Annotated in this window: 19 protein-coding genes and 2 pseudogenes; 8 read left to right on the top strand and 13 right to left on the bottom strand. The window is 66.4% G+C overall.

From position 1 onward, the window contains the following. Positions 1–186 precede the first annotated feature (186 nt). From sdhC to LDO22_RS19905, 5 genes are all read left to right on the top strand, one after another. A complete protein-coding gene (gene sdhC / locus LDO22_RS19925) occupies positions 187–567 on the top strand; it encodes a succinate dehydrogenase, cytochrome b556 subunit (protein ID WP_081620212.1) in 381 nt (126 codons plus the stop codon). Positions 568–570: 3 nt separating this feature from the next. Then, entirely contained in the window at positions 571–1,032 is a 462-nt protein-coding gene (locus LDO22_RS19920; protein WP_224025431.1) for a succinate dehydrogenase hydrophobic membrane anchor subunit, read from the top strand. Positions 1,033–1,140: 108 nt separating this feature from the next. Further along, positions 1,141–2,940 carry a succinate dehydrogenase flavoprotein subunit gene (gene sdhA, locus LDO22_RS19915; protein ID WP_159632569.1) on the top strand — a complete coding sequence of 600 codons (1,800 nt, stop codon included), beginning with the start codon at positions 1,141–1,143 and terminating at the stop codon, positions 2,938–2,940. A gap of 1 nt (position 2,941) precedes the next feature. Then, on the top strand, positions 2,942–3,724 hold the full coding sequence (locus LDO22_RS19910) for a succinate dehydrogenase iron-sulfur subunit (RefSeq protein WP_159632570.1): 783 nt from the start codon (positions 2,942–2,944) through the stop codon (positions 3,722–3,724). A gap of 105 nt (positions 3,725–3,829) precedes the next feature. Further along, positions 3,830–4,603: an alpha/beta hydrolase gene (locus LDO22_RS19905; protein ID WP_224025430.1), complete on the top strand. Its 774-nt coding sequence runs from the start codon at positions 3,830–3,832 to the stop codon at positions 4,601–4,603. Positions 4,604–4,631: 28 nt separating this feature from the next. Here the strand turns inward: LDO22_RS19905 and LDO22_RS19900 are convergent. After that, positions 4,632–5,815, bottom strand: a pseudogene (locus LDO22_RS19900) (extracellular solute-binding protein). Between the two features lie 461 nt (positions 5,816–6,276). Between LDO22_RS19900 and LDO22_RS19895 the strand changes: the two are divergent. Beyond that, a pseudogene (locus tag LDO22_RS19895) lies at positions 6,277–8,385 on the top strand (hypothetical protein). 51 nt (positions 8,386–8,436) lie between these two features. On the opposite strand, the gene LDO22_RS19890 reads toward LDO22_RS19895, so the two are convergent. The 10 genes from LDO22_RS19890 to glyA all read right to left on the bottom strand — a co-directional run bounded on the left by LDO22_RS19890 (position 8,437) and on the right by glyA (position 17,392). Continuing rightward, entirely contained in the window at positions 8,437–9,411 is a 975-nt protein-coding gene (locus LDO22_RS19890; RefSeq protein ID WP_224025429.1) for a YihY/virulence factor BrkB family protein, read from the bottom strand. A 58-nt stretch (positions 9,412–9,469) separates the two neighbouring features. Beyond that, positions 9,470–10,057, bottom strand: coding sequence for a 2'-5' RNA ligase family protein (locus tag LDO22_RS19885; RefSeq protein ID WP_224027288.1), 588 nt, complete (start codon positions 10,055–10,057; stop codon positions 9,470–9,472). A 121-nt stretch (positions 10,058–10,178) separates the two neighbouring features. Further along, positions 10,179–11,222, bottom strand: a complete 1,044-nt coding sequence (gene trpS / locus LDO22_RS19880) for a tryptophan--tRNA ligase (RefSeq protein ID WP_224025428.1) — start codon at positions 11,220–11,222, stop codon at positions 10,179–10,181. A gap of 15 nt (positions 11,223–11,237) precedes the next feature. Further along, a complete protein-coding gene (locus LDO22_RS19875; protein WP_224025427.1) occupies positions 11,238–12,071 on the bottom strand; it encodes an exodeoxyribonuclease III in 834 nt (277 codons plus the stop codon). Positions 12,072–12,081: 10 nt separating this feature from the next. Then, positions 12,082–12,645, bottom strand: a complete 564-nt coding sequence (locus LDO22_RS19870; protein ID WP_224025426.1) for a hypothetical protein — start codon at positions 12,643–12,645, stop codon at positions 12,082–12,084. A gap of 75 nt (positions 12,646–12,720) precedes the next feature. Continuing rightward, the gene (locus tag LDO22_RS19865; protein ID WP_224025425.1) at positions 12,721–13,053 is read right to left on the bottom strand and encodes a hypothetical protein; all 333 of its coding nucleotides are present in this window, start codon (positions 13,051–13,053) and stop codon (positions 12,721–12,723) included. Positions 13,054–13,205: 152 nt separating this feature from the next. Continuing rightward, positions 13,206–13,871: a response regulator transcription factor gene (locus LDO22_RS19860; protein ID WP_224025424.1), complete on the bottom strand. Its 666-nt coding sequence runs from the start codon at positions 13,869–13,871 to the stop codon at positions 13,206–13,208. Then, positions 13,868–15,004 carry a sensor histidine kinase gene (locus LDO22_RS19855; RefSeq protein WP_224025423.1) on the bottom strand — a complete coding sequence of 379 codons (1,137 nt, stop codon included), beginning with the start codon at positions 15,002–15,004 and terminating at the stop codon, positions 13,868–13,870. Before LDO22_RS19855 ends, LDO22_RS19860 begins: the two co-directional genes overlap by 4 nt. Positions 15,005–15,187: 183 nt before the next feature. Continuing rightward, a complete protein-coding gene (locus LDO22_RS19850; RefSeq protein ID WP_159632580.1) occupies positions 15,188–16,090 on the bottom strand; it encodes a bifunctional methylenetetrahydrofolate dehydrogenase/methenyltetrahydrofolate cyclohydrolase in 903 nt (300 codons plus the stop codon). 3 nt (positions 16,091–16,093) lie between these two features. Beyond that, complete coding sequence (gene glyA, locus LDO22_RS19845) at positions 16,094–17,392, bottom strand: serine hydroxymethyltransferase (protein ID WP_224025422.1); 1,299 nt, start codon at positions 17,390–17,392, stop codon at positions 16,094–16,096. 275 nt (positions 17,393–17,667) lie between these two features. Between glyA and purU the strand changes: the two genes are divergently transcribed. Next, positions 17,668–18,528 carry a formyltetrahydrofolate deformylase gene (purU, locus tag LDO22_RS19840; protein WP_224025421.1) on the top strand — a complete coding sequence of 287 codons (861 nt, stop codon included), beginning with the start codon at positions 17,668–17,670 and terminating at the stop codon, positions 18,526–18,528. An 82-nt stretch (positions 18,529–18,610) separates the two neighbouring features. Beyond that, positions 18,611–19,138: a gamma carbonic anhydrase family protein gene (locus tag LDO22_RS19835; RefSeq protein WP_224025420.1), complete on the top strand. Its 528-nt coding sequence runs from the start codon at positions 18,611–18,613 to the stop codon at positions 19,136–19,138. Here LDO22_RS19835 and LDO22_RS19830 read toward each other — a convergent pair. Both LDO22_RS19830 and LDO22_RS19825 read right to left on the bottom strand, forming a co-directional pair. Then, on the bottom strand, positions 19,135–20,871 hold the full coding sequence (locus LDO22_RS19830) for an NAD(P)/FAD-dependent oxidoreductase (protein ID WP_224025419.1): 1,737 nt from the start codon (positions 20,869–20,871) through the stop codon (positions 19,135–19,137). The genes LDO22_RS19835 and LDO22_RS19830 overlap by 4 nt on opposite strands. Further along, entirely contained in the window at positions 20,868–22,394 is a 1,527-nt protein-coding gene (locus tag LDO22_RS19825) for an amino acid permease (RefSeq protein ID WP_224025418.1), read from the bottom strand. The genes LDO22_RS19830 and LDO22_RS19825 overlap by 4 nt, the downstream gene beginning before the upstream one ends. Positions 22,395–22,424 lie beyond the last annotated feature (30 nt).

Here is a 22,424-nt window from a genome sequence, read left to right as displayed (position 1 = left end):
ACGGATGTGGTGTTTGTCTCATTTCCCCGGAAAATCCGCTCCAGCACTGGGCACCAACAAACGCCTAAATTGAATAAGCTGTTAGCGAAGCCTAGATTTAGGCCTGAGCTACGAGTGCTCTCGCAGCAGGCGTTCCCCCCGCATGGATCTCATGCCAGCGCCGCTGTGTTGCAGGGAGGTTTATCAGTGCCGACAAAACCAGCTGGCACCTTGTACCGCGGCCGTGAAGGCATGTGGTCCTGGGTAGGACACCGTATTACCGGTGTAGTGATCTTTTTCTTCTTGTTGGTCCACGTCCTGGACACCTCCTTGGTGCGTGTGTCACCGGAGGCCTACACCGCCGTGATCGGCGCCTACAAGAATCCGCTGATGGCGCTGGGTGAGACCGGCCTTGTGGCTGCCATCGTTTTCCACGCCTTCAATGGCCTGCGGATCATCGCGGTCGACTTCTGGAAGAAGGGCGCCAAGTACCAGCGGCAGATGCTGTGGGCAGTCCTGGCCCTCTGGGTCGTGACCATGGTCGCCTTCTCCATCCGCCACCTGTCCCTCGCCCTCGGAGGTCACTAAGCCATGACTGCAACCATCGAGAGCCCCCGCAGCGGCCGGATCGCTCCCCAGTACCGCCGCAGCGGCGGGTCCAAGGGCAACTTCGAGATGATCGCCTGGCTGTTCATGCGCCTTTCCGGCGTGGTGCTGGTGGTCCTGATCTTCGGCCACCTGTTCGTGAACCTGATGGTCGGCGAAGGCATCCACGCCATTGACTTCGGCTTCGTGGCCGGCAAGTGGGCCGACCCGTTCTGGCAGTTCTGGGACCTGGCCATGCTGTGGCTGGCCATGCTGCACGGCAGCAACGGCGTGCGGACCATCATCAACGACTACGCCGAGAAGACGTCCACCCGCCGCTGGCTGAAGACCGTTCTCTACGCGGCCGCTGTGGTCATCATCCTCCTGGGCACCCTGGTCATCTTCACCTTCAACCCGTGCCCCGTAGTGAACGGCGTTGCCCTTCCGGGCGGCTTCTGCCCTGCCTAGCACTGGCACGACCCTGGGCCCGCGGGCTTGTCCGCGGGCCCTGTTTTGCGGAGCAGGCAAAGCCGCCCCGTTGTTTTATAGCGAATTTTGAGAGAAAGAGCGTCTGGTATGCAGGTCCATAAGTACGACGTCGTCATCGTCGGTGCCGGTGGTGCTGGCATGCGCGCCGCGATCGAGTCCGGTCAGCGCGCGCGCACAGCAGTACTGACCAAGCTCTACCCCACCCGCTCGCACACGGGTGCGGCACAGGGTGGCATGTGTGCAGCCCTTGCCAATGTCGAGGAAGACAACTGGGAATGGCACACCTTCGACACCGTCAAGGGCGGCGACTACCTGGTTGACCAGGACGCCGCCGAGGTCATGGCCAAGGAAGCCATCGACGCCGTGCTGGACCTGGAAAAGATGGGCCTGCCCTTCAACCGCACGCCCGAGGGCCGCATCGACCAGCGCCGCTTCGGTGGCCACACCCGTGACCACGGCAAGGCTCCCGTCCGCCGTGCATGCTACGCCGCGGACCGTACCGGCCACATGATCCTGCAGACCCTGTACCAAAACTGCGTCAAGCACAACGTTGAGTTCTATAACGAGTACTACGTCCTGGACCTGCTGACGGTTGAAGAGGACGCAGTCCGCGAAGACGGCACTGCCTACAAGCAGAAGCGCGTGGCCGGCGTCGTCTCATACGACCTCGCCTCCGGTGAACTGCACGTGTTCCAGGCCAAGTCCGTGGTGTTCGCCTCCGGTGGCGCCGGCAAGGTCTTCAAGACCACCTCCAACGCCCACACCCTGACCGGTGACGGCATGGGCATCGCCTTCCGCCGCGGCATCCCGCTGGAAGACATGGAATTCTTCCAGTTCCACCCCACCGGCCTGGCCGGCCTGGGCATCCTGCTGTCCGAGGCCGCCCGCGGTGAAGGTGCAATCCTCCGCAACTCCGAGGGTGAGCGCTTCATGGAGCGCTACGCCCCCACCATCAAGGACCTGGCGCCGCGTGACATCGTGGCCCGCTCCATGGCCAACGAGGTGCGCGAGGGCCGCGGCTGCGGCCCAAACAAGGATTACGTCCTCCTGGACCTGACCCACCTGGAGCCGGCGCACATTGACGCCAAGCTCCCGGACATCACCGAGTTCGCCCGCACCTACCTGGGCGTGGAACCGTACACCGAGCCGGTGCCGGTGTTCCCCACCGCGCACTACGCCATGGGCGGCATTCCCACGAACATCCAGACCGAGGTGCTGCAGGACAACGACACCGTAATCCCCGGCCTCTACGCCGCTGGTGAAGTTGCCTGCGTCTCCGTCCACGGCTCCAACCGCCTGGGCACCAACTCGCTGCTGGACATCAACGTCTTCGGTAAGCGCGCCGGCATCGCCGCCGCGGAGTACGCAAAGACCGCGCCTTACGTGGAACTGCCGGAGAACCCGCTGGCCTACACCACCGAGCTGCTGGACATTGCCCGCAACGGCACCGGCGACGAGAAAGTGGCGCAGATCCGCAAGGAACTGCAGGACACGATGGACGCGAACATGCAGGTGTTCCGTACGGCAGACACCCTGAACCAGGTGCTGCGCGACATCGAATCCTTCGAGGAGCGCTACAAGCGCATCAACGTCCAGGACAAGGGCAAGCGCTTCAACCTGGACCTGCTCGAGGCCGTGGAACTCGGCTTCCTGCTGGAACTGGCCAAGGTCATGACCGTGGCCGCCCTGCACCGTGAGGAATCCCGCGGCGGACACTTCCGCGAGGACTTCCCCGAGCGTGACGACGAGAAATTCATGAAGCACTCCATGGCGTACAAGGATGACCATGCGCCGGCTGACGGATCGGCGGAATCAATCGCCGGCATCCGCCTGGCCACCAAGCCGGTTGTCTTTACCCGCTACGAGCCGATGGTGAGGAAGTACTAAGATGACCGCTGAAATCGCTGAGCCAGCCTCAAAGGTTGAACTTCCTGCCGGCGTTGGCGGGGGCGGGGAAATCCCCACGTTCGACGTCCACCTGCGGGTCCGCCGGTACAACCCGGAGGTCTCCGGGGAATCAACCTGGGACGATTTCCACCTGACCATGTACGGCACGGACCGTGTCCTGGACGCCCTGCACAAGGTGAAGTGGGAGATGGACGGCACCCTGTCGTTCCGCCGCTCCTGCGCCCACGGCGTGTGCGGCTCGGACGCCATGCGCATCAACGGCCGCAACCGCCTTGCCTGCAAGACCCTCCTGAAGGACCTGGACACGTCCAAGCCCATCACGGTGGAGCCCATCAAGGGCCTGCCGGTGGAAAAGGACCTGATCGTGGACATGGAGCCGTTCTTCCAGTCGTACCGCGAAGTCATGCCCTTCCTGATCAACAAGGGCCACGAGCCCACCCGGGAGCGCCTGCAGTCCGCAGAGGACCGTGAGCGCTTTGATGACACCACCAAGTGCATCCTGTGTGCTGCGTGCACGTCCTCCTGCCCCGTGTTCTGGACCGACGGGCAGTACTTCGGCCCCGCCGCCATCGTGAACGCGCACCGCTTCATCTTCGACTCCCGCGATGATGCCGGCGACATGCGCCTGGAGATCCTCAACGACAAGGAAGGCGTGTGGCGCTGCCGCACCACCTTCAACTGCTCGGAGGCATGCCCCCGCGGCATCCAGGTCACGCAGGCCATCGCGGAGGTCAAGCAGGCCATCCTGGCCCGCAGGATCTAGGCGCGTTCAACACAGACACAACGGCCGACGGCGTCACCCACCACACGTGGTGGAGGGCGCCGTCGTTCGTTTCCGCACAGCCTTTCCGCACAGAAAGGGGACAGCATGTCCCGCTCCGAAAAAGTGTCCTTCGCCGGCTCCACCGGAGAGCTGCTCTCCGGCATCATCGATGTTCCCGAGGGCCCCGTCAAAGGCTGGGGCGTCTTTTCGCACGGCTTCACGCTGGGCAAGGACAGCCCCTCCGCGGCACGGATGTGCAAAGCCCTGGCTGACAGCGGCATCGGCATGCTGCGTTTCGACAACGTGGGCCTGGGCGGCTCCGCCGGGGAATGGTCTGCCGGATCCTTCAGCCACAAGGTTGCGGACACGGTGAAGGCGGCGGAATTCATGCGCAGCGAGGGGAAGGAAATCTCGCTGCTGGTGGGCCATTCGTTCGGCGGCGCTGCGGTCCTCGCCGCTGCCCGGGAAATTCCCGAACTGGACGCCGTTGCCACCGTGGGAGCGCCCTTCTCCCCCAAACACGTGGCCCATGTGTTCGATGCCGCACTGGACCGGATCCTGAGTGAGGGCAGCGCCGAGGTGGACCTGGGCGGCAAACGCGTGGAAATCCGCCGGCATTTCGTGGAGGACCTGGAGAACGCGGACCTCACGGACTGCATCAGGCAGCTGCACAAGCCGCTGATGGTGCTCCACTCCCCTACCGACAACACCGTGGGGATTGAGAATGCCAGCACCATCTTCCAGACCGCACGGCACCCGCGGAACTTCGTCTCGCTCGAGGGAAGCGACCACCTCCTGACCGGCAAGGGGCAGGCCGCACGGGCCGCGCGGATTATCGCTGCCTGGGCTGACCAGTACCTGGACGCAACCCCCGCCTGATCCGGCCGCGCCGCCTGTGGCGGGAAGCCTACTTGCCGATGGCTGCCTTGCTCTCGCTGATCCACTGTTCGGCCGCCTTCTCCGGTGTGAGCCGCTTGAACAGGACGTCGGTGTTGATCCGGGCGGTGATCTCGGAAACCGCGGTGGAACCGGTAGGGCCGATGTAGGTGGGAGCGAAGTCCATTTTGCCGATCTGGTCGATGTACCCGGCTTCGACCTTCCCCTGCGGCGTGAGGCCGTCCTGGATAGCGGCCCGCATATCGGCGTTGCCGGGGATGCCCCTGTCGCTTTGGATGATCCTGGCGGCGGCCTGGTTGTTCACCAGGAAGTCCACCAGCTTAGCCGCAGCGTCGGTGTGCTTGCTGCGGGCGGAGATGGTGTAGAACTGCGAGGACTGGAGCCAGATTCCCGGAGTGGGTTTTTCGCCGGGAAGCTTGAGCAGCTTTAGGTCTGCGCCTGAAGCCTTGCTGAGGGCAGTCAGCGAGTCGCTCCAGGTCAGCATCATCCCGGCCTTGCCCATGCCCATGAGCGTCTGCTCGGTGCTGACGTTGAGCTTTTCCACCGTTTCGGAAGCACTGGGGGCGGCGCCGGATTCGCTGAGCTTCAGTGAGTAATCGAAGTAGTCCCGCACCGTCTCCTTGCCCAGTCCCAGTTGGCCGTCCTGGCAAAGTCATCCCAGCTCCAGGTGCTGTCATCCGGCATGGGGACGCCCGCAGCCGTGAAGACTGCGGGGTTCACCACGATCGCCAGTGCGTTGGCTCCCGTGGAGACCCCGTACTGCTTTCCTTTGACCTGGCCGTTTTCCCGCGCACCCTGGTCCAGCTTGGACAAGTCGAGTGACCCCTCTACCTTCGACAGGTCCAGCAACGCCCCGCGGTTGGCATATTCCGCGGGATACGCGCCGCCCATGGTGATCACGTCCGGGGCGTCGTTGGCGGCCATCTGGGTGGCAAGCTTGTCGAAGTAACCGCCGATGTCCCCGTACTCCGGCTTGACCTTGATGGTGGGGTTGGCTGCCTCGAATTCCGCGATGGCTTTGTTGGTCAGGTCGGCGCGGCCGGCGTTGCCCCACCAGGAGAACCGGATTTCCACCGGCCCATCCTCGGCCTTGTTGGACGATGGGCTGGAACAACCCGCGGTCACGGCCAGCATGGCTGCTGCTGACAGGATGGCAATGGACTGACGAATGCGGGGCATACCGTGGCGCGTCATTGGGCAGACTTCTTCCTGGATCAGGGGGCTGGAAAACGGTTTCGTGAAACGTATCAACACGTTTTGCAGGCCGTCAATAGGCGGCGGGTATCCTGGTCCGCACGGCGTTGCCGCCGAAAACTTTCGGGCCGTTCCGCGCCCGGGAAGGCCTTGACACCGCCCTGGAACCAGCCAATGATGGATCGCGGAAACCGCTTTCTCACCGTCCGGGAACCTTGGTCCGCAGTGGACGGGACGGCGCGTCGTGCGCCGGACATCCCGGTCACCAGCCATCCCTCAGGAGGACGTGCACTTTGCGCAGCCACGGCAGCACTGCAGGACCGGACAGAGCCGGAGGAGTCCCTTCAGACGGTCCAGCCCCCATCGACCGGGAAGCACTGGTGCGGCGCCACAATGTCCGGCAGCGGACGCTTGATCCGCGCAGTCCCCTCTCCGTGGGCAACGGCGAGTTCGCTTTCACCATGGACCTCACCGGGCTGCAGACGCTTCCGCGCGATTACCCTGTGGGGCCGCGCGAGGACGCACTCCCGCCGGGAACCCTGCTGGGGACACAGTCCGCGTGGGGCTGGCACTCCACGCCGGGCGGGGAACACTGCACCCTGGCAGGGTCCACTGTCCTCTACGATTCACCGCGCGGCCCGGTGCCGTACGTGGACATGGTGGGAGACATCGTCAATGACCGTGAAACGGGCACCTCAGCAGCAGAAACATGGCTTCGCGCCAACCCGCACCGCCTGGACCTCGGACGCATCGGCTTCCACCTGCTGCAGGGCGGCACCGGCCGGCCGCTCAGCAGCGGCGAACTCTCCGGCACCAGCCAGACCCTGGATCTGTGGACCGGCACCGTCACCAGTACGTTCACGGTTGCGGGCCATCCGGCCAAGGTCACCACAGCCTGCCATCCGGACCGCGACGAACTGGGCATCCGGGTGGAGTCGACTGCGGTCCGGGACGGGCTGGTGATCGGCATTGACTTTCCGTACGGCTCAGAGGCGTGGCACAACGCGGCCGGTTGGGAGCAGCCCGAGGCCCACACAACCCGCCTTGGCCAACCACACCCCTCAGAGCTCCACCCCGGATCCACCAGCTGGATCGTGCACCGCGAACTGGATAACGCGCGGTACCAGGCGGTGGTTTCGGGGCAGGGCCTGACCGTGGACCAAACAGGGACGCACCACGTGAGGATACGTTCGTGCGTGGATGCGGATCCGGCCGTCCTGGACCTGTCCATCGCCTTCCTTACCGCCGGAGATGGTGACTGTATTCCGCGCGGCGGCGCGGGCCTTTCCCGGGTGGCCGGAAAGGCGGGCGCAAGCACTCCGCTGCCTCCCGGCGCCGGGCATCCGATGGGGGCTCCTCCGTTGCCTGGCAGCACTGTCGCCGCCGCGTCGGCGTCGCACTGGCCACGCTTCTGGGGATCCGGCGGTGCCGTGGAACTGGCTGCCACGGCGGATCCCCGGGCCGCTGAGCTTGAACGGCGCATCGTGCTCTCCCAATACCTCACGGCCGTCAACTGTTCAGGGTCCCTGCCGCCGCAGGAAACCGGGCTGGTCTGCAATTCGTGGCGCGGACGTTTCCACCTGGAGATGCACTGGTGGCACGCCGCCCACTTTGCGCACTGGAACCGGGTGTAGCTCCTCCTGCCGTCCCTGCGCTGGTACGCCACGGTGCTGGAGGGCGCACGGGAAACGGCCCGGGGACAAGGGTTCGACGGCGCCCGCTGGCCAAAGCAAACAGGTCCGGACGGAAGGGAGAGCCCCAGCCCGATCGGCACCTTCCTTATCTGGCAGCAGCCGCATCCCATCCACTTGGCGGAACTGGTGTACCGGAGCCGTCCGGGCCGGGAGGTGCTGGAGGAATTTGCGGACATCGTCTTCGAATCCGCCCACTTCATGGCCGGGTTCGCCCACCCCACACCGCGCGGTTTTGAGCTGGGCCCGCCCCTCATTCCCGCGCAGGAAAGCTACGGTCCCCTCCGCGGGACCGTCACCAACCCCACCTTTGAACTCGCGTACTGGCAGTGGGGCCTGCGCACGGCCGCCGCCTGGCGGGAGCGGCTGGGGCTGGAACCCGTGCAGTCCTGGCTCACGGTGGCGGACGGCCTGGTGCCCCCGCGCGTGCTCAACGGCGTCTACGCGGCCATGGACGTGGAACCCTTCACCATCAGGACAGACCACCCCTCAATGCTTTGCGCGCTCGGCGTCCTTCCGCTGACGGACCTGATCGACGAAGGCATCATGAACGCCACGCTGGAGGATGTCCTGGCGGACTGGGACTGGGACAGCACGTGGGGCTGGGACTATCCGGTCATGGCCATGACCGCTGCGCGCCTGGGCCGCCCCGAGGCCGCAGTCAACGCGCTCCTGCAGGAGGCCGGAAAGAATACGGTGCTGTCCAACGGGCACAACCGCCAGACGGACTCGCTGCCCCTGTACCTGCCGGGCAATGGCGGCCTGCTTGCCGCCGTCGCCCTGATGGCAGCCGGCTGGGACAACGGCCCGGACCGGCACGCCCCCGGCTTTCCAGCGGGCTGGACGGTGGCGTGGGAGGGGCTGGTGCCGGCGCCGTAGAACAGCCGGCCACGGCCCGATATCCCTGCCGGCCTCACCCGGGACGGCAGGTCAGGTCTGGGGCGTGGCCCGCCGCGCGCCGAGGATGGTTTTCCGCGGAGCGCCGCCGGACTCCAGGTCAGCCTCACGGATCGCCGACCACCCGGCTGAGACAAGGTAGACCTGGCTGACCAGGTTGAACCAGATCAGCAGTCCGATGATGATGGCGAATGAGGCCAGGATTGGGTTCCGGCTGGCACCTGCCAGCAGCTCAGTGCTGAAGATCTGCAGAACGGTAGTGCCTACGGCGGCCAGGATGGTGCCTTCGAGCAGCGCCTGCCGGGACAGTTTCAGTCCGGCGGCGAGCCGGAACATGATCAGCGCGGTGACCCAGTTCAGGACCAGAGGCACCACGATCTTGACGGACGTGGTGAGGGGACCGGCCACGGCGTCGCTGAGATGCAGGAAACCCACCACCCAACCCGCCGCCGTGCCGAAGACAAGGGAGGCGCCCGCGCTGATCACCAGGGCCAGCCCCAGCAGCAGCAGGGTACCGGCGTCGCGCAGCCGCACCAGGATGGGGTTGACCACAAGCGGAGGAAGTTGCAGCACCCCGCGCAGCCCGTCCCTCATCCCGTTGATCCAGCCCAGCGAGGTGATGATGGTGACCACAGCGGCAATAACCGCCGTCCAGCCAAGGCCGCCCGGGTTCAGGAGGTCCTTCGGGTCCACCAGTCCGTCCCCGTTGCCGAGTTTCAGGAGGCCGGGGGCGCTGTGCGCCACCGTGGCAACAATGGTGTCGAGGAGGGCCGGCTGTCCGCTGAGGACAAGCCCGGCTATCGAAAACCCGGTGGTGAGGAGGCCGGTGATGGAGAAGAACATCCGGAAGCCAATGCCGGCGCTCAGCAGGGGCCCGTGCTGGAGGTTGTAGTGCTGGAAGGCCCGCATGGGGCGCAAGGTGTTGAGTTTGGCCAGCAGCCACTGGATCAGTGCCATCAGGCCCGGCACCACGCCGCCGCCCGCTCTCCTGGCTTTTCCCCATTCCATCCGCTTTTGGATGACGGCCAGCTTCAGCTGGGCATGCTGCGTGGGCAGCGGCGGCCGGTCAGCCGCCTTCGGTTGTGGTGTCCGCGGCAGCGTCCGTGAAGCTGGTGCCGGCGTGGTTGTCAGTTTCGGTCCCAAAGTCCAGCTCTTCCCGTAGCTGCCAGATGCCGTCGGCATCATGCTCATAGAGTCCCATGCTAACCACGGGGAAGGTGGCCCTGTAGTTCTTCAGCACCGTTTCGGCTTCATCCAGGCTTTCAGGGGCGACATCATGGGCGATGGTGACGTGGGGATGGTAAGCAAAGGGCAGTTCCCGGTGAAGGGGACCCTGCTGCAGCTTGCGGTGCAGGTCCACGCACTCCTCGAAGCCGTCCTCCACGTTGATGAACACCACCGGCGAAACCGGCCGGAAAGTTCCGGTTCCGGCGATGGTCACCATGAAGGGGCTCTGGCAGCGGGCCACCTCGCGGACGTGCCGGCGGGTGGCCTCCCAGTCCTGGGTGGGAGTGGTGGTGACCAGCGTGATGTGCGCGGGCACCACCCCGGCCAGGGGATCGCCAAAGGACGCGCGCCAGCGCTGCAGTTCGTCAGCTATCTCGGCGGGAAAGCCCAGGATGACGCCCACACTGATTTCGTCGCTGCGGGGCATCTCACGGTCCGTTGCCGCGTTGTGGCCGGACTGGTCTTCGAAGCGGTCAGCCAGGTTCCGCTCCGCCTGGCCGGCGGAGAAGGCACCTCCCCTGGCGGTGACGTTTCTCGAAGACATAGCGCTAGCGGACTCCTGCGAGGCTGAGGGACGGCAGGAAGCCCATGCGCTGGTATGCTTGGCCCAGCGTGACGGAGGCAATTTCCCGGGCCCGTTCCGCACCGAGGGCCAGCAGCCGGTCAAGCTCGGCGGGATCAGCCATCAGCTCGTTGGTCCGGTTGCGGAGCGGGGTGATGAAGTCCACCACCACCTCCGCGAGGTCCACCTTGAGGTGGCCGTACATCTTCCCCTGGTACTCGGCTTCGAGCTCCGCCACCGACTTCCCGGTCAGGGAAGAGTAGATGGTCAGCAGGTTGGAGACCCCGGGCTTCTCCTCGGCGTCAAAGCGGATGTCCGTGCCCGCGTCCGTCACTGCCGATTTGATGCGCTTGGCGGCGATCTTGGGATCCTCCAGCAGCTGGATGGCACCGTTGGGGGACTCCCCCGTCTTGGACATCTTGGCGCTGGGGTTCTGGAGGTCGTAGATCTTGGCGCTTTCCTTGACGATCGTCGCCTCGGGAACCGTGAAGGTGTGGCCAAACCGGGTGTTGAAACGCTGCGCGAGGTTCCGGGTCAGTTCCAGGTGCTGCCGCTGGTCCTCGCCGACCGGCACCAGATCGCTCTGGTACAGGAGGATATCCGCGGCCATCAGCGTGGGGTAGGCGAACAGGCCCAGCGTTGCGGCGTCAGCGCCCGACTTCTGGGTCTTGTCCTTGAACTGGGTCATCCGGGACGCCTCACCGAAGCCGGTGATGCAGTTCAGCGCCCAGGCAAGCTGTGCGTGCTCCGGGACATGGGACTGGACAAAGAAGATGCTCTTGTCCGGGTCGATGCCGGCGGCGATGTACTGCGCCGCCACAATGCGGGTGCGCTTGGCCAGTTCGGCGGGATCGAAATCCACCGTGATGGCATGCAGGTCCGGGATGAAGAAGACGGCGTCGTATTCCGCCTGCATGTCCACCCAGTTGCGCACGGCGCCGATGTAGTTGCCCAGGTGCAGGGAATCCGCGGTGGGCTTGGCGCCGGAAAGGATGCGCTTCTTGGCAGTGGAGGGAGTCTGGGTGGTCATGGAAAACTTTCGGGCTTAGAGCTGGTAGTCCACTACCAGCGGGGCGTGATCGGAGAAGCGGGTATCCCAGGTGGCTGCACGGTCGACAACGGCGGAAATGGCGGATGCTGCCAGTCCGGGGGTGGCCATGTGGTAGTCGATGCGCCACCCGGTGTCGTTGTCGAACGCCTTGCCGCGCCAGGACCACCATGTGTATGGCCCGTCGACGTCGCCGGCAAGGTTCCGGTGGACGTCATGCCAGCCGATTTCCTCACCAAAGAACCGGTCGAAGTACGCGCGTTCCTCCGGCAGGTGGCCGGCCTTCTTGAGGTTGCCCTTGGAGTTCCTGATGTCCCGGGGCGTGTGGGCGACGTTCAGGTCCCCCACCACCAGCGCATGGTCGCTGTGCTTGGTCAGCTCCGGAAGCCGGGTGCTCATGACGTCAAGGAAGCGGTACTTGTCGTCCTGCTTGGGAGTCCCTACCTCGCCGGAGTGCACGTAGGCGCTGGCAACGGTGAGCTGGACGGGGTTTCCCGCAGCGTCAGGGACGCGGAAATCGGCCTCCACCCAGCGCCCGGCGGTGGCGAAGTAGTCATCCCCAATGCCGTTCCTGGTTTCGAGCGGCTCCTGGCGGGAGGCGATGGCGACGCCGGCACGGCCTTTTGCTTCCGCCTCGGCGTGCAGGATATGCCAGCCTTCGCCGAGCAGCTGCCGGACGATCGCGTCAGGGGCGCGCACTTCCTGCAGGCAGAGGATATCCACTTCGCGCGGTTCCAGCCACGCCGCCATGCCGTTTTTGTAGGCAGCCCGGAGGCCGTTGACGTTGACTGATGCGATGCGAAGGTGGTCCTTGTTCAATGCCGAGCTCACCCGCTCCACTCTAGTCGATGATGGTTCCGGTCACCGGCTCTCCGCTGCCGCCGGAGGACTTGATCATGTCCCGGGCATTGGTGGCCGTGATCTCGATCGTCTCGAGGGCGCGGTTGATGGTGTCCTGGTTGGCGGCGGCGCCCTTGGCCCGTTCCTCTTCCACGACGCGGATCTGTACCTGGACGATTTTGAAGGAGTGGTCCAGTTTCAGGTCGCGTACTTCGTCGGCCTCGGTGCGTTCGTACACTACCCGGGTGCCCCCATGGTCGGCCGATGCCTGTGCCGGGGCGCGGCCGGTTGCGGTGTGGAAGGCGCTTTGTGCCTCGGACAGCTTGGCACCGGCCTTTTTGGCGGCCCGTTGGATGCTGAAGACCACGAACGCGGCCAGTGCCAGCCAGAACGCGGCGATGACGGCAACAACCCAGCCCACGACGTCGTTCTGGTTGGCGGCGAAGATGACGGCCACAATGAACGCCGTCACCAGGACCATCAGGCCCGGCCCGCTGATCCGGAACATCGAAAAACCGGCCCTTGCGGGTTTGGCGGATGACGAGGAGCTGCCCAAAGTTCGCATGGAGCTATTGTCTCAAACCCCGGCCTGTGCTTCGGCCGCCTTCCACCCCCGGCGAACAGCTCCGGGCGGCCCGGTTCACTTCTGCCGCCGGTCCCCGCTGCGCAGGACCTCCAGCCGTTGGCGGTACTCGGTCTCGTCAACCTCGCCCCGGGCATAGCGCTCACGCAGCACTCCTTCGGCCCCCTGGGCTGCTGCCCAGTGCTGGTTGCGGCGCCAGGTCCTGCGGGCCACGAAGATGAACAGCGCGATGACCAGGATCCAGAAGAGCGGGAACAACAGGAACCAGGGGGAAAAGGCACCGTGCCAGGGTCCGTAGACGACCGTATCGGCCGGCACCTGCGCAGCCGCGGACAGGGCCGCAGTGGACAGGGCGGTGGTGGACAGGGCGGTGCTCAGTGAAGCCAACATTTCTTGTTCTCCAGACTCTCTTAGCCGGCCGGGGATCCGGCCTTGTATCGAGTCTCGTTGCCGGACCCCGGCCGGCGCGTCCGGCGGCGGGAGTCACCTCTAGGGGGCCGCGTACTCCCTGGGGAGTCCGGCTGCTGCATCCCGTGCCGGACTCAGCCGGCCCAGCCGGGCCGGACCAGGCCGGATTCGTAGGCCAGCACCACCAGCTGCGCCCTGTCCCTGACCATCAGCTTCGCCATGATCCGCGAGACATGCGTCTTTGCCGTGAGCGGAGTGATGAACAGGCGTCCGGCGATTTCCGCGTTGTTCAAACCCTCCCCCACAAGCTGGAGGACTTCCCGTTCCCGGTCGGTGATGCGGTCCAGTGCCACCGGCGGTTCGGCGGCGCGGGAGTTCCGCGCCACCTGGGCCATGATCCGCCGGGTCACCGAGGGCGACAGCAGCGCGTCTCCGTCGTGCACAATGCGGACTGCGCGCAGCAGCTCGGCCGGTTCAGTGTCCTTGACCAGGAAACCGGCGGCCCCGGCCCGCACCGCCTCGGTGATGTAGTCGTCCAGCTCGAAGGTGGTGAGAATGACCACCCGGGTACCTGGCAGCGCCGCATCGGAGAGGATCTGCCGCGTAGCCTCCAGGCCGTCACCGTCCGGCATGCGGATATCCATCAGGACCACGTCGGGATGCCACTGGCGGGCCAGCCGCACCGCGTCGCGCCCGGTCCCGCATTCGGCTACAACCTTCATGTCGGCTTCGGCGTCCAGCAGAGCCCGGAAGCCCGCACGGATCAGGTTCTGGTCATCGGCCAGCAGGATGCTGATCATCCTGGTCCCTGCCCTGCATCAGCGGCCAGCGGGAGAACCGCGCGGACCCGCCAGCCCGTACCGGACTGCGCCGGCCCCAGCTCAAGCCTGCCGCCCAAAGCCGCCACCCGCTCCCGCATGCCGGTGATGCCGTTGCCGTCAGGCGCTGTGCCGGCCCCGGCGCCGTCGTCGTCAATGGTCACCAGCAGTTCCCCTTTCGCCGCGTGGATGGAGACCCGGGCCGTCCGCGCCCCGGAATGCCGGACCACATTGGTCAGGGCCTCCTGCACAATCCGGTATGCCGCTTCCTGGGCTGCAGCGGGAACGTGGTCCAGGTCCGGGCCGCCCTGGAACCGGACATCGAGCCCGGCCCGCCGCGCGTTGTCAACGACTTCCGGGACCCGGGCCAGGCTGGGCCGGCTGGTGGGGCTCAACGGCGCATCTTCCCGGAGCACGCCCAGCAGCTGGCGGACTTCAGCCAGTGATTCCCTGCTCGCTGCCTTGATGGTCTCCAGGGCAGGGCGGAACTGCGCCGGATCCTTCTCGCCCAGGTGCAGCGCCACCGAGGCCCGGACATTGATCAGGGACAGCGAATGGGCCACCACGTCATGGATGTCCCGCGCCAGGGCAAGCCGGTATTCGTCGCGGGCAGCCTGCTCCGCCGCGGCCTCCTGGCGGCGCCGTTCGGCCACCCGTTCGCCGCGGAACCGCACCCCTTCCCCGATCAGGACCAGGATGGCCAGCCATGAGGACCCGGCGAAGGCGCGGACGAACGCCGCTTCATCGCCGCTGCGCGCGGCGGCCAAAAACAATGCCAGGATTCCCGCCGCGGCCCCGGACCATGCCACAGCGCGCTTTCCGGCCGCCGCCGTCATGATCAGTGCCAGCGCAAAGGAGAGGACCACCGGGCCCCACGCGTAGCCCAGGGCAAGGTAGGCTGCGGTGGCCCCGGCGGCAACGGGCAGCATCACCAGCGGCGCGCGCCGGCGGAAAGCCAGCGCGGCGGGCCCCAGCAGCAGCAATGCCAGCGCCAGGGGGTCCAGCGGCGCGTGTCCAGGCTGGCGCACCGTCGCGAACGCCGACCCCGCCACCTGGATCACGGCGACCACCACCACGATGACGGCGGTGGGTGGTCCCCTGAATCGGCGCTGCATGGTCCGAGCCTATTCCCGCGGGCCGCGAAAGTAATCAGATAGGCGGCGTAGCGCCCGTACTCCCCCGGGAGTAGGTGCACGGCCGCGCCTGGCTCAGCCTGCGCTGCGCTTAAACGGCCGACGGCGGCCCGGCACCTTCCCTGCGAAAGTTACCGTGCCGCCGTCGAGCGGTTTGGGCCGGGACTACTCCCCGACGCCTGCTGCGCGTTCGGCAGCCTCCACAACGTTGGTCATCAGCAGCGCCACGGTCATGGGGCCTACTCCACCGGGGTTCGGTGAGATCCAGCCGGCCACCTCGGCAGCGGCAGGATCGATGTCCCCGTAGACGCGGCTCTTGCCGGTCTCCGGATCGGTCTCGCGGGTGACGCCGACGTCCAGCAGGGCAGCGCCCGGCTTCACGTCCGCGGCCTTGACGATGTGCTTCACGCCCGCCGCGCCCACAATGACGTCCGCCTGCTTCAGCAGCTCCGAGAGGTTGGTGGTGCCGGTGTGGGTCAGGGTCACGGTGGCGTTGACGTCCCGCCGCGTGAGCAGCAGGCCGATCGAGCGGCCGATGGTGACGCCGCGGCCCACCACCACCACGTGCTTGCCGGCCAGGCTGTACCCGTTGCGCTCCAGCAGCTCGATGACTCCCCGCGGGGTGCACGGCAGCGGGGTGGTGATCTTGTTGTTGACGTTCAGCACCAGCCGGCCAAGGTTAGTGGGGTGCAGCCCGTCGGCGTCCTTGGCGGGGTCGATCCGCTCCAGGATGGCGTCCGTGTCCAGGTGCTTGGGCAGCGGCAGCTGCACGATGTACCCGTGGCAGGCGGGGTCCGCATTGAGTTCGTCAATGAGGGCCTCTACCTGTTCCTGGGTGGCGTCCGCCGGGAGCTCGCGCTGGATGGAGTTCATCCCGATCTGCACCGACTGCTTGTGCTTCATGGAGACATACAGCTGCGAGGCAGGGTCGGCGCCCACCAGCACAGTGGCGATGCCGGGAGTGACGCCCTTGGCCTTGAGTGCGGCCACGCGTTCGGTCAGCTCGGCCTTGATGGCAGCGGCGGTGGCCTTGCCGTCAAGGATCTGTGCGGTTGTGGTTTCAGTCATTGCTTACCACTGCTCGTGCTGCGGGTAGAGCGGGAAGTCGGCCGCCAGCTTGTCCACGCGGGCCTGGAGGGCCTCGACGTCGGCGCTGCTGCCTGCCTTGAGGGCGGTGGCGATGATCTCGGCAACCTCGGTGAACTCGTTGGCGCCGAAGCCGCGGGTGGCCAGGGCCGGGGTGCCGATGCGCAGGCCGGAGGTGACCATCGGCGGGCGGGGGTCGAACGGCACGGCGTTGCGGTTGACGGTGATGCCCACGGAGTGCAGGAGGTCCTCGGCCTGCTGGCCGTCCAGCTGCGAGTTGCGAAGGTCAACCAGCACCAGGTGCACGTCGGTGCCGCCGGTGAGGACGGAGACGCCGGCTTCGGCGACGTCGGCCTGGTTCAGGCGGTCGGCGATGATCCTGGCGCCTTCCAGGACGCGCTCCTGGCGCTCCTTGAATTCCTGGGTGCCGGCGATCTTGAAGGCCACGGCCTTGGCAGCGATGACGTGCATCAGCGGGCCGCCCTGCTGGCCCGGGAAGACGCTGGAGTTGAGCTTCTTGGCCCACTGTTCCTTGGCAAGGATCACGCCCGAGCGGGGACCGGCGAGGGTCTTGTGCACGGTGGAGGTGACGACGTCGGAGTGCGGCACCGGGCTGGGGTGCAGGCCGGCTGCCACCAGGCCGGCGAAGTGTGCCATGTCGGTCCAGAGGAGCGCGCCCACTTCATCGGCGATGGAGCGGAAGGCGGCGAAGTCCAGGTGGCGTGGGTAAGCGGACCAGCCGGCAATGATGACCTGGGGCTTTTCGGCGATGGCCTGCTCGCGGAGCTTGTCCATATCGATGCGGAAGTTGTCTTCCTCCACCTGGTAGGCAGCCACGTTGTACAGCTTGCCGGAGAAGTTCAGCTTCATGCCGTGGGTCAGGTGGCCGCCGTGGGCCAGGGACAGGCCCAGGATCTTGTCGCCGGGGGTGATCATGGCGGAGAGCGCGGCGGCGTTGGCCTGCGCACCGGAGTGCGGCTGGACGTTGGCGAACTCGGCGCCGAACAGGGCCTTGACCCGGTCGATGGCCAGCTGTTCTGCAACGTCGACGTATTCGCAGCCGCCGTAGTAGCGGCGGCCCGGGTAGCCCTCGGCGTACTTGTTGGTGAGGACGGAGCCCTGGGCTTCCATCACGGCGCGGGGCGCGAAGTTCTCGGAAGCAATCATTTCCAGGGTGCCGCGCTGGCGGCCGAGCTCCTGCTCAAGGACTGCGGCAATTTCGGGGTCAAGCTCAGCCAGCGGCTGGTTGCTGACGGCTGTGGTTGAGGTGGCTGTAGTAGTCACGAAGAACTCCTGGCTAGGGATACGGGCACTGCTTAGGTCAGGCTACCGGCTGGCACGCTTCCGCACCGCGTTGATGACAGGGCGTGAAAGCCCGGCATGGTGCTGCTGTGCTGACGCAGGGGCAACCCCAATTCCGGCAAGACATGACCCTCGGCCCAGGCGTACGATCCGTGGTCTTCGTGATTGCCGCTCCCTGGTGGTTAGCCACCCAACGCCAGTTGCGACCCTTCCAGCCTACCAAAACCGGCACCCGCGGCGCGGGTAGGCTATTACGCGTGAATCAAGAGCAGCTGAACCAAGCGTACGTCGTCACCCTGTCCTGCCCGGACCGCCCCGGGATCGTCCACGCCGTGGCCGGAGCCCTGCTGGTTGCAGGGTGCAACATCATGGACTCGCAGCAGTACGGCAGCCCTTCCACCGGCAACTTCTTCATGCGCGTGGAGGTGACCACGGCAGCCCCCAAGTCCGAGCTGCGGGCGGCGCTGGAACCGGTGGCGGAAGCGTTCTCCATGCAGTGGAACCTCGATACCGGTGGTGACAAGGTGCGCACCCTGGTGATGGCCAGCACCTCGGCGCACTGCCTCAACGACCTGCTCTTCCAGCAGCGTTCCGGCACGCTCCCCATTGAAATCCCCGCCATCGTCTCCAACCACCAGGACCTGGCAGGGCTCGCCGAGTTCTACGGCATCCCGTTCCACTACATCCCCGTGACCAGGGACACCAAGGTCCAGGCCGAGGACAAGCTCCGCGCCCTCATCGCCGAACACGACATCCAGCTGACCGTCCTAGCCCGCTACATGCAGATCCTCTCCGACGAGCTCTGCACCGACCTGACCGGCAAGGCCATCAACATCCACCACTCGTTCCTGCCGTCCTTCAAAGGTGCCAAGCCGTACCACCAGGCGCATGCCCGCGGCGTGAAGCTGATCGGCGCCACGGCACACTATGTGACCGCCGCCCTGGACGAGGGCCCGATCATCGAACAGGAAGTCATCCGCGTGGACCATGCGCGCACGCCCGAGCAGTTCGTGCAGATGGGCCGCGACGTGGAGGGCCGCACGCTGGTGCAGGCCGTGCAGTGGCACGCCGAGCACCGGGTGCTGCTGGACGGCAACCGTACGGTGGTCTTCAACTAGGTCGCAGTAGATGCCGTTTTGAAGCCCCAAAACGGCATCTTTTGCTACTCAGTTGGGTGGAGGGGTGGCTTAGGGTGAAGCCATGGCTCCTCTCTACCCTTTCGCCGGCAATTCCCCGGCTGTCCATGAATCAGCGTTCGTGGCCCCGTCGGCCTCGATCATCGGCAAGGCCAACCTGGGCCCGGACGCCAGCGCTTTCTACGGCGTCTCCGTCCGCGCCGACACCGCGGCCATCACCGTGGGCGCCGGAAGCAACCTGCAGGACAATGTGGTGCTGCACGCCGACCCCGGCTTCCCCTGCACGGTGGGCCAGCGGGTCAGCGTGGGGCACGCCGCCGTCGTGCATGGCTGCACGGTGGAGGACGACTGCCTGATCGGCATGGGCGCCACCGTCCTCAACGGTGCAGTAATCGGCGCCGGCTCGCTGGTGGCCGCCGGCGCCGTGGTGCTCGAAGGTACGGTGGTTCCGCCCCGCTCGCTGGTGGCGGGCGTACCCGCCAAGGTGCGCCGCGAACTCACCGATGAAGAGTTCGACGGCGTCCGCGCCAATGCGGCGCGCTACGTGGAACTCGCGGCGAAACACCGCGAGCTCCACGCTTCTGAAGGCTAATCCAGGCTGATCGGCCCGAACTCGTCCAGCAGGTCGCCTGGGCCCGGGTTCCCCGGCGCCGATGACCCGCCCAGGTGCTTCACCACGCCCCACACCGCGTTCAGCCCGGTGGTCACGGCGCCTTCTGCCCAGCCGGCGGTGAAGGAGACGTCGTCGCCCGCCAGGAATATGCCGCGCTGGGATTCCGGCAGCCTGTCCTGCTTGAAGTGCGTGAACAGCCGCTGCTGGTAGCGGTAGTGTCCGGGGAGGTTGGCCTTGAAGGCCCCCATGAAGTTGGGGTCCGCCTCCCAGGACACGGTGATGGGCTGGCCCACGATGTGCCCGGCGATGTCCACGCCGGGGTAGATCTGCTCCAGCGAGTGCAGCATCAGTTCCACGCGCTCGTCCGCGTCCAGGGCCAGCCACTTCAGGGCGTCGTCATTCCAGGTGTAGGACAACAGGATGACGGCGGGCTGGTCCGGGCCGTTGTCCAGCAGGTAGGTGGCGCGGTTCAGCCTGTCCGTCAGCGTCATGGACAGGACCTCATTGCCCGTTTCGGGGTCGATGTCCTTCCAGAAGGGCCGGTCCACCATCACAAAGGTCTTGGAGGACTGCATGTAATGCGATTTCTCCATGGCGGTCCACAGTTCGGCCGGGAACAGGGCCTCCTCGGTGTGGATGCGGGTGGACAGCAGCCACGACTGGCATGTGGTAACGACGGCCGGGTAGCTGGCCTCGCGGCCCCAACGCTCCCGGACCCGCAGGTTGCCGTCAGGGTCCCGGCTGATCTTCCCCACAGCGCCGCGGGGCGAGCCGGAGTGCAGCGAGGCCAGGGAGGTGCCGGCCGGCCAGTGCACCATGTCCGACGGCGCGTGCTGCCACAGTGCCTCGGGCAGCCGCTGCGCTCCCCCGCGGATCAGCCGGTGCTGGTCGTCTGCGTCGGTGTAGACCACGCGGAGGATTTCCAGGATGGAGTTGGGGAAGTCCGTGTCCCAGCCGCCGGTGCCGAACCCCACCTGGCCAAAGGCTTCACGGTGGGCGAAGCCTGCCTTCTTAAAGGACTCGCTGGCGGCGATGAAACCGTAGAAGGTCTGCTCATCCATGAGCGGGAGCAGCTCATTCCAGAGTTCCTTGATCCTGGCCATGTCCCGCGCCTTGATGGCGTCCTGCATCTCCACGAACCTGGCGCCGTCGTTGACTGCTGCCTTCCAGGCGTCGGCCACTTCGCGGAAGAACGGCGGAAGGTCGCCCGGCTTTTCCGCGTAGTACTTCTTGCCTGCCAGTTCGATCACCGTGCTGGAGGTGGCCTCGGCCAGGGGGTTGGGGAAGTCCTGGGTCTCCAGGCCCAGCAGGTCCACGTAGTGGTAGAAGGCCTTGCCGGAGACCGGGAACCGCATGCCGCCCAGGTCCGCCACCACGCCGGGCGCCGCCGGGAAGGCTGCGGTGCGGAGCCGGCCGCCGATCTGGTCCGCTTCATAGACCACGGGCCGCAGTCCGAGTTTCATCAGTTCATAGGCGGTCACCAGCCCGGACAGCCCGGCGCCGATGACGGCCACCTCCGTGCCGTGCAGCTCCGGCGGGACGGTTCCCAGTCCGTCCGGGTGGGCCAGGTAGTGGTCGTAGCTGAACGGGAAATCGGGGTTCAGCATGGTGATGAGAGCTGCCTGTTCACCGGTGCCCCGCCCTGCCGCGTCCGCCGGCGGCGTGGAGGTGCTGGAGGGGTCGGAGGCAGGCAGTTCGGTGGCGATGGTCATGATTGTTCTGCTTTCACAGGTTCCTGGCCGGGGGCCTTGGCGGTCAGTTCACGGTAGTCGAGCTCGCTCAGGGCCGCTACCTTGGAGTTCCGGCGTCCATAGCCGAAGTAGATGGCGATGCCCACGAGCATCCACGCGCCGAACACCACCCAGGTTTCGGCGCCAAGGTTTGCCATCAGGTAGGCGCACATGAGCGTGCCCAGGACGGGGGTGATGGGGTACAGCGGCACCCGGAAGCTGCGCTTCAGGTCCGGGCGGTTGCGGCGCAGGTAGATAACGGCCACGTTGACCAGCGCGAACGCGAACAGGGTTCCGATGCTGGTGGCGTCGGCCAGGGCGCCAAGCGGCACCAGCCCTGCGGTGAGGGCGACGGCGGTGCCGACGATCAGGGTACCGGCGGCCGGGGTGCCGGTGCGGGGTGAGACGCGGCTGAAGACCGCGGGCACCAGTCCGTCCCGGGACATCGACATGAGGATGCGGGTCTGCCCGTAGAGGACGGTGAGGACGATGCTGGCGATCGCAAGGACAGCGCCGACGGAGAAGACCAACGCAATCCACGGCTGGTGCGTGGTCTCCTCGAGGATCTGGACCAGGGCGGCTTCGGTTCCGTCGAACCAGCCCCAGGGGCGGGCGCCGATTGCGGCAACGGCCACCAGGACGTAGATGCCGGTGACGATCACCATGGACAGCAGGATGGCGCGGGGCAGGTCGCGCTTGGGGTTCCGGGCTTCCTCGCCGGCCGTGGAGGCGGCGTCGAACCCAATGTAGGAAAAGAACACCCTGGAGGCGGCGGCGGAGACGCCTGCGGCCCCCATGGGCATGAGCGGCTCGAAGTTTCCTGCGTTGAAGGCGGTAAAAGCCACGGCGCAGAAGAACAGCAGGATGCCTACTTTGACGATGACGATGACGGTGTTGATCCAGGCGCTTTCCCGGGCACCGCGGACCAGCAGGATGGTGGCGAGCACGACGATGGCCACCGCCGGAACGTTCACCAGGCCGCCGTCGCCGGGAGGCTGGGACATCGCGTCGGGCAGCACCTGCCCGAACACAGCCAGCGTTTCGTTGACGTACTGGCCCGCGCCGACGGCCACGGCGGCCACGGAAACGGCGTATTCAAGGACGAGGCACCATCCGCAGATCCAGGCCATGCCCTCCCCCATGGTGGCGTAGGAATAGGAGTAGCTCGACCCTGCGGCCGGGACCAGGCCGGCCATCTCGGCGTACGACACCGCGGAGAGCAGCGCGGCCAGGCCGGCGATGATGAATGAAATCCAGATGGCCGGTCCGGCCAGTGGAACCGATTCGCCGAGGATCACCAGGATGCCCGTCCCCAGGGTGGCACCCACGCTGATCATCGTCAGGTGCAGGACGCCGAAGCTGCGCACCAGGCCGGTTCCCCCACCGGCGCCTTCGGCTTCGCTGACCATGTGGCCTATCGGTTTACGCCGGAGCAGCTGGGCCCGGAGGCCGGGCCGTCCGATGGTTGGCGCGATGGGTTTTTCGGTGGTTACAGGCACAGTCACCGTTGACGTCCCTTCAGAGTAGTTGTCGGT

Origin of the sequence: Arthrobacter sp. NicSoilC5 (assembly GCF_019977395.1) — a bacterium.
Taxonomy (GTDB): domain Bacteria; phylum Actinomycetota; class Actinomycetes; order Actinomycetales; family Micrococcaceae; genus Arthrobacter.
The sequence above is the reverse complement of the archived record's forward strand: the minus strand, read 5'-3'. Positions and strand labels throughout refer to the sequence as shown.

Coding starts and splice junctions, on each gene's coding strand:
- LDO22_RS19920 (WP_224025431.1), top strand. CDS start 571: ATGACTGCAACCATCGAGAGCCCCCGCAGCGGCCGGATCGCTCCCCAG.
- sdhA (WP_159632569.1), top strand. CDS start 1,141: ATGCAGGTCCATAAGTACGACGTCGTCATCGTCGGTGCCGGTGGTGCT.
- LDO22_RS19910 (WP_159632570.1), top strand. CDS start 2,942: ATGACCGCTGAAATCGCTGAGCCAGCCTCAAAGGTTGAACTTCCTGCC.
- LDO22_RS19905 (WP_224025430.1), top strand. CDS start 3,830: ATGTCCCGCTCCGAAAAAGTGTCCTTCGCCGGCTCCACCGGAGAGCTG.
- LDO22_RS19890 (WP_224025429.1), bottom strand. CDS start 9,411: ATGGAATGGGGAAAAGCCAGGAGAGCGGGCGGCGGCGTGGTGCCGGGC.
- LDO22_RS19885 (WP_224027288.1), bottom strand. CDS start 10,057: ATGCCCCGCAGCGACGAAATCAGTGTGGGCGTCATCCTGGGCTTTCCC.
- trpS (WP_224025428.1), bottom strand. CDS start 11,222: ATGACCACCCAGACTCCCTCCACTGCCAAGAAGCGCATCCTTTCCGGC.
- LDO22_RS19870 (WP_224025426.1), bottom strand. CDS start 12,645: ATGCGAACTTTGGGCAGCTCCTCGTCATCCGCCAAACCCGCAAGGGCC.
- LDO22_RS19865 (WP_224025425.1), bottom strand. CDS start 13,053: ATGTTGGCTTCACTGAGCACCGCCCTGTCCACCACCGCCCTGTCCACT.
- LDO22_RS19860 (WP_224025424.1), bottom strand. CDS start 13,871: ATGATCAGCATCCTGCTGGCCGATGACCAGAACCTGATCCGTGCGGGC.
- LDO22_RS19855 (WP_224025423.1), bottom strand. CDS start 15,004: ATGCAGCGCCGATTCAGGGGACCACCCACCGCCGTCATCGTGGTGGTG.
- LDO22_RS19850 (WP_159632580.1), bottom strand. CDS start 16,090: ATGACTGAAACCACAACCGCACAGATCCTTGACGGCAAGGCCACCGCC.
- LDO22_RS19835 (WP_224025420.1), top strand. CDS start 18,611: ATGGCTCCTCTCTACCCTTTCGCCGGCAATTCCCCGGCTGTCCATGAA.
- LDO22_RS19830 (WP_224025419.1), bottom strand. CDS start 20,871: ATGACCATCGCCACCGAACTGCCTGCCTCCGACCCCTCCAGCACCTCC.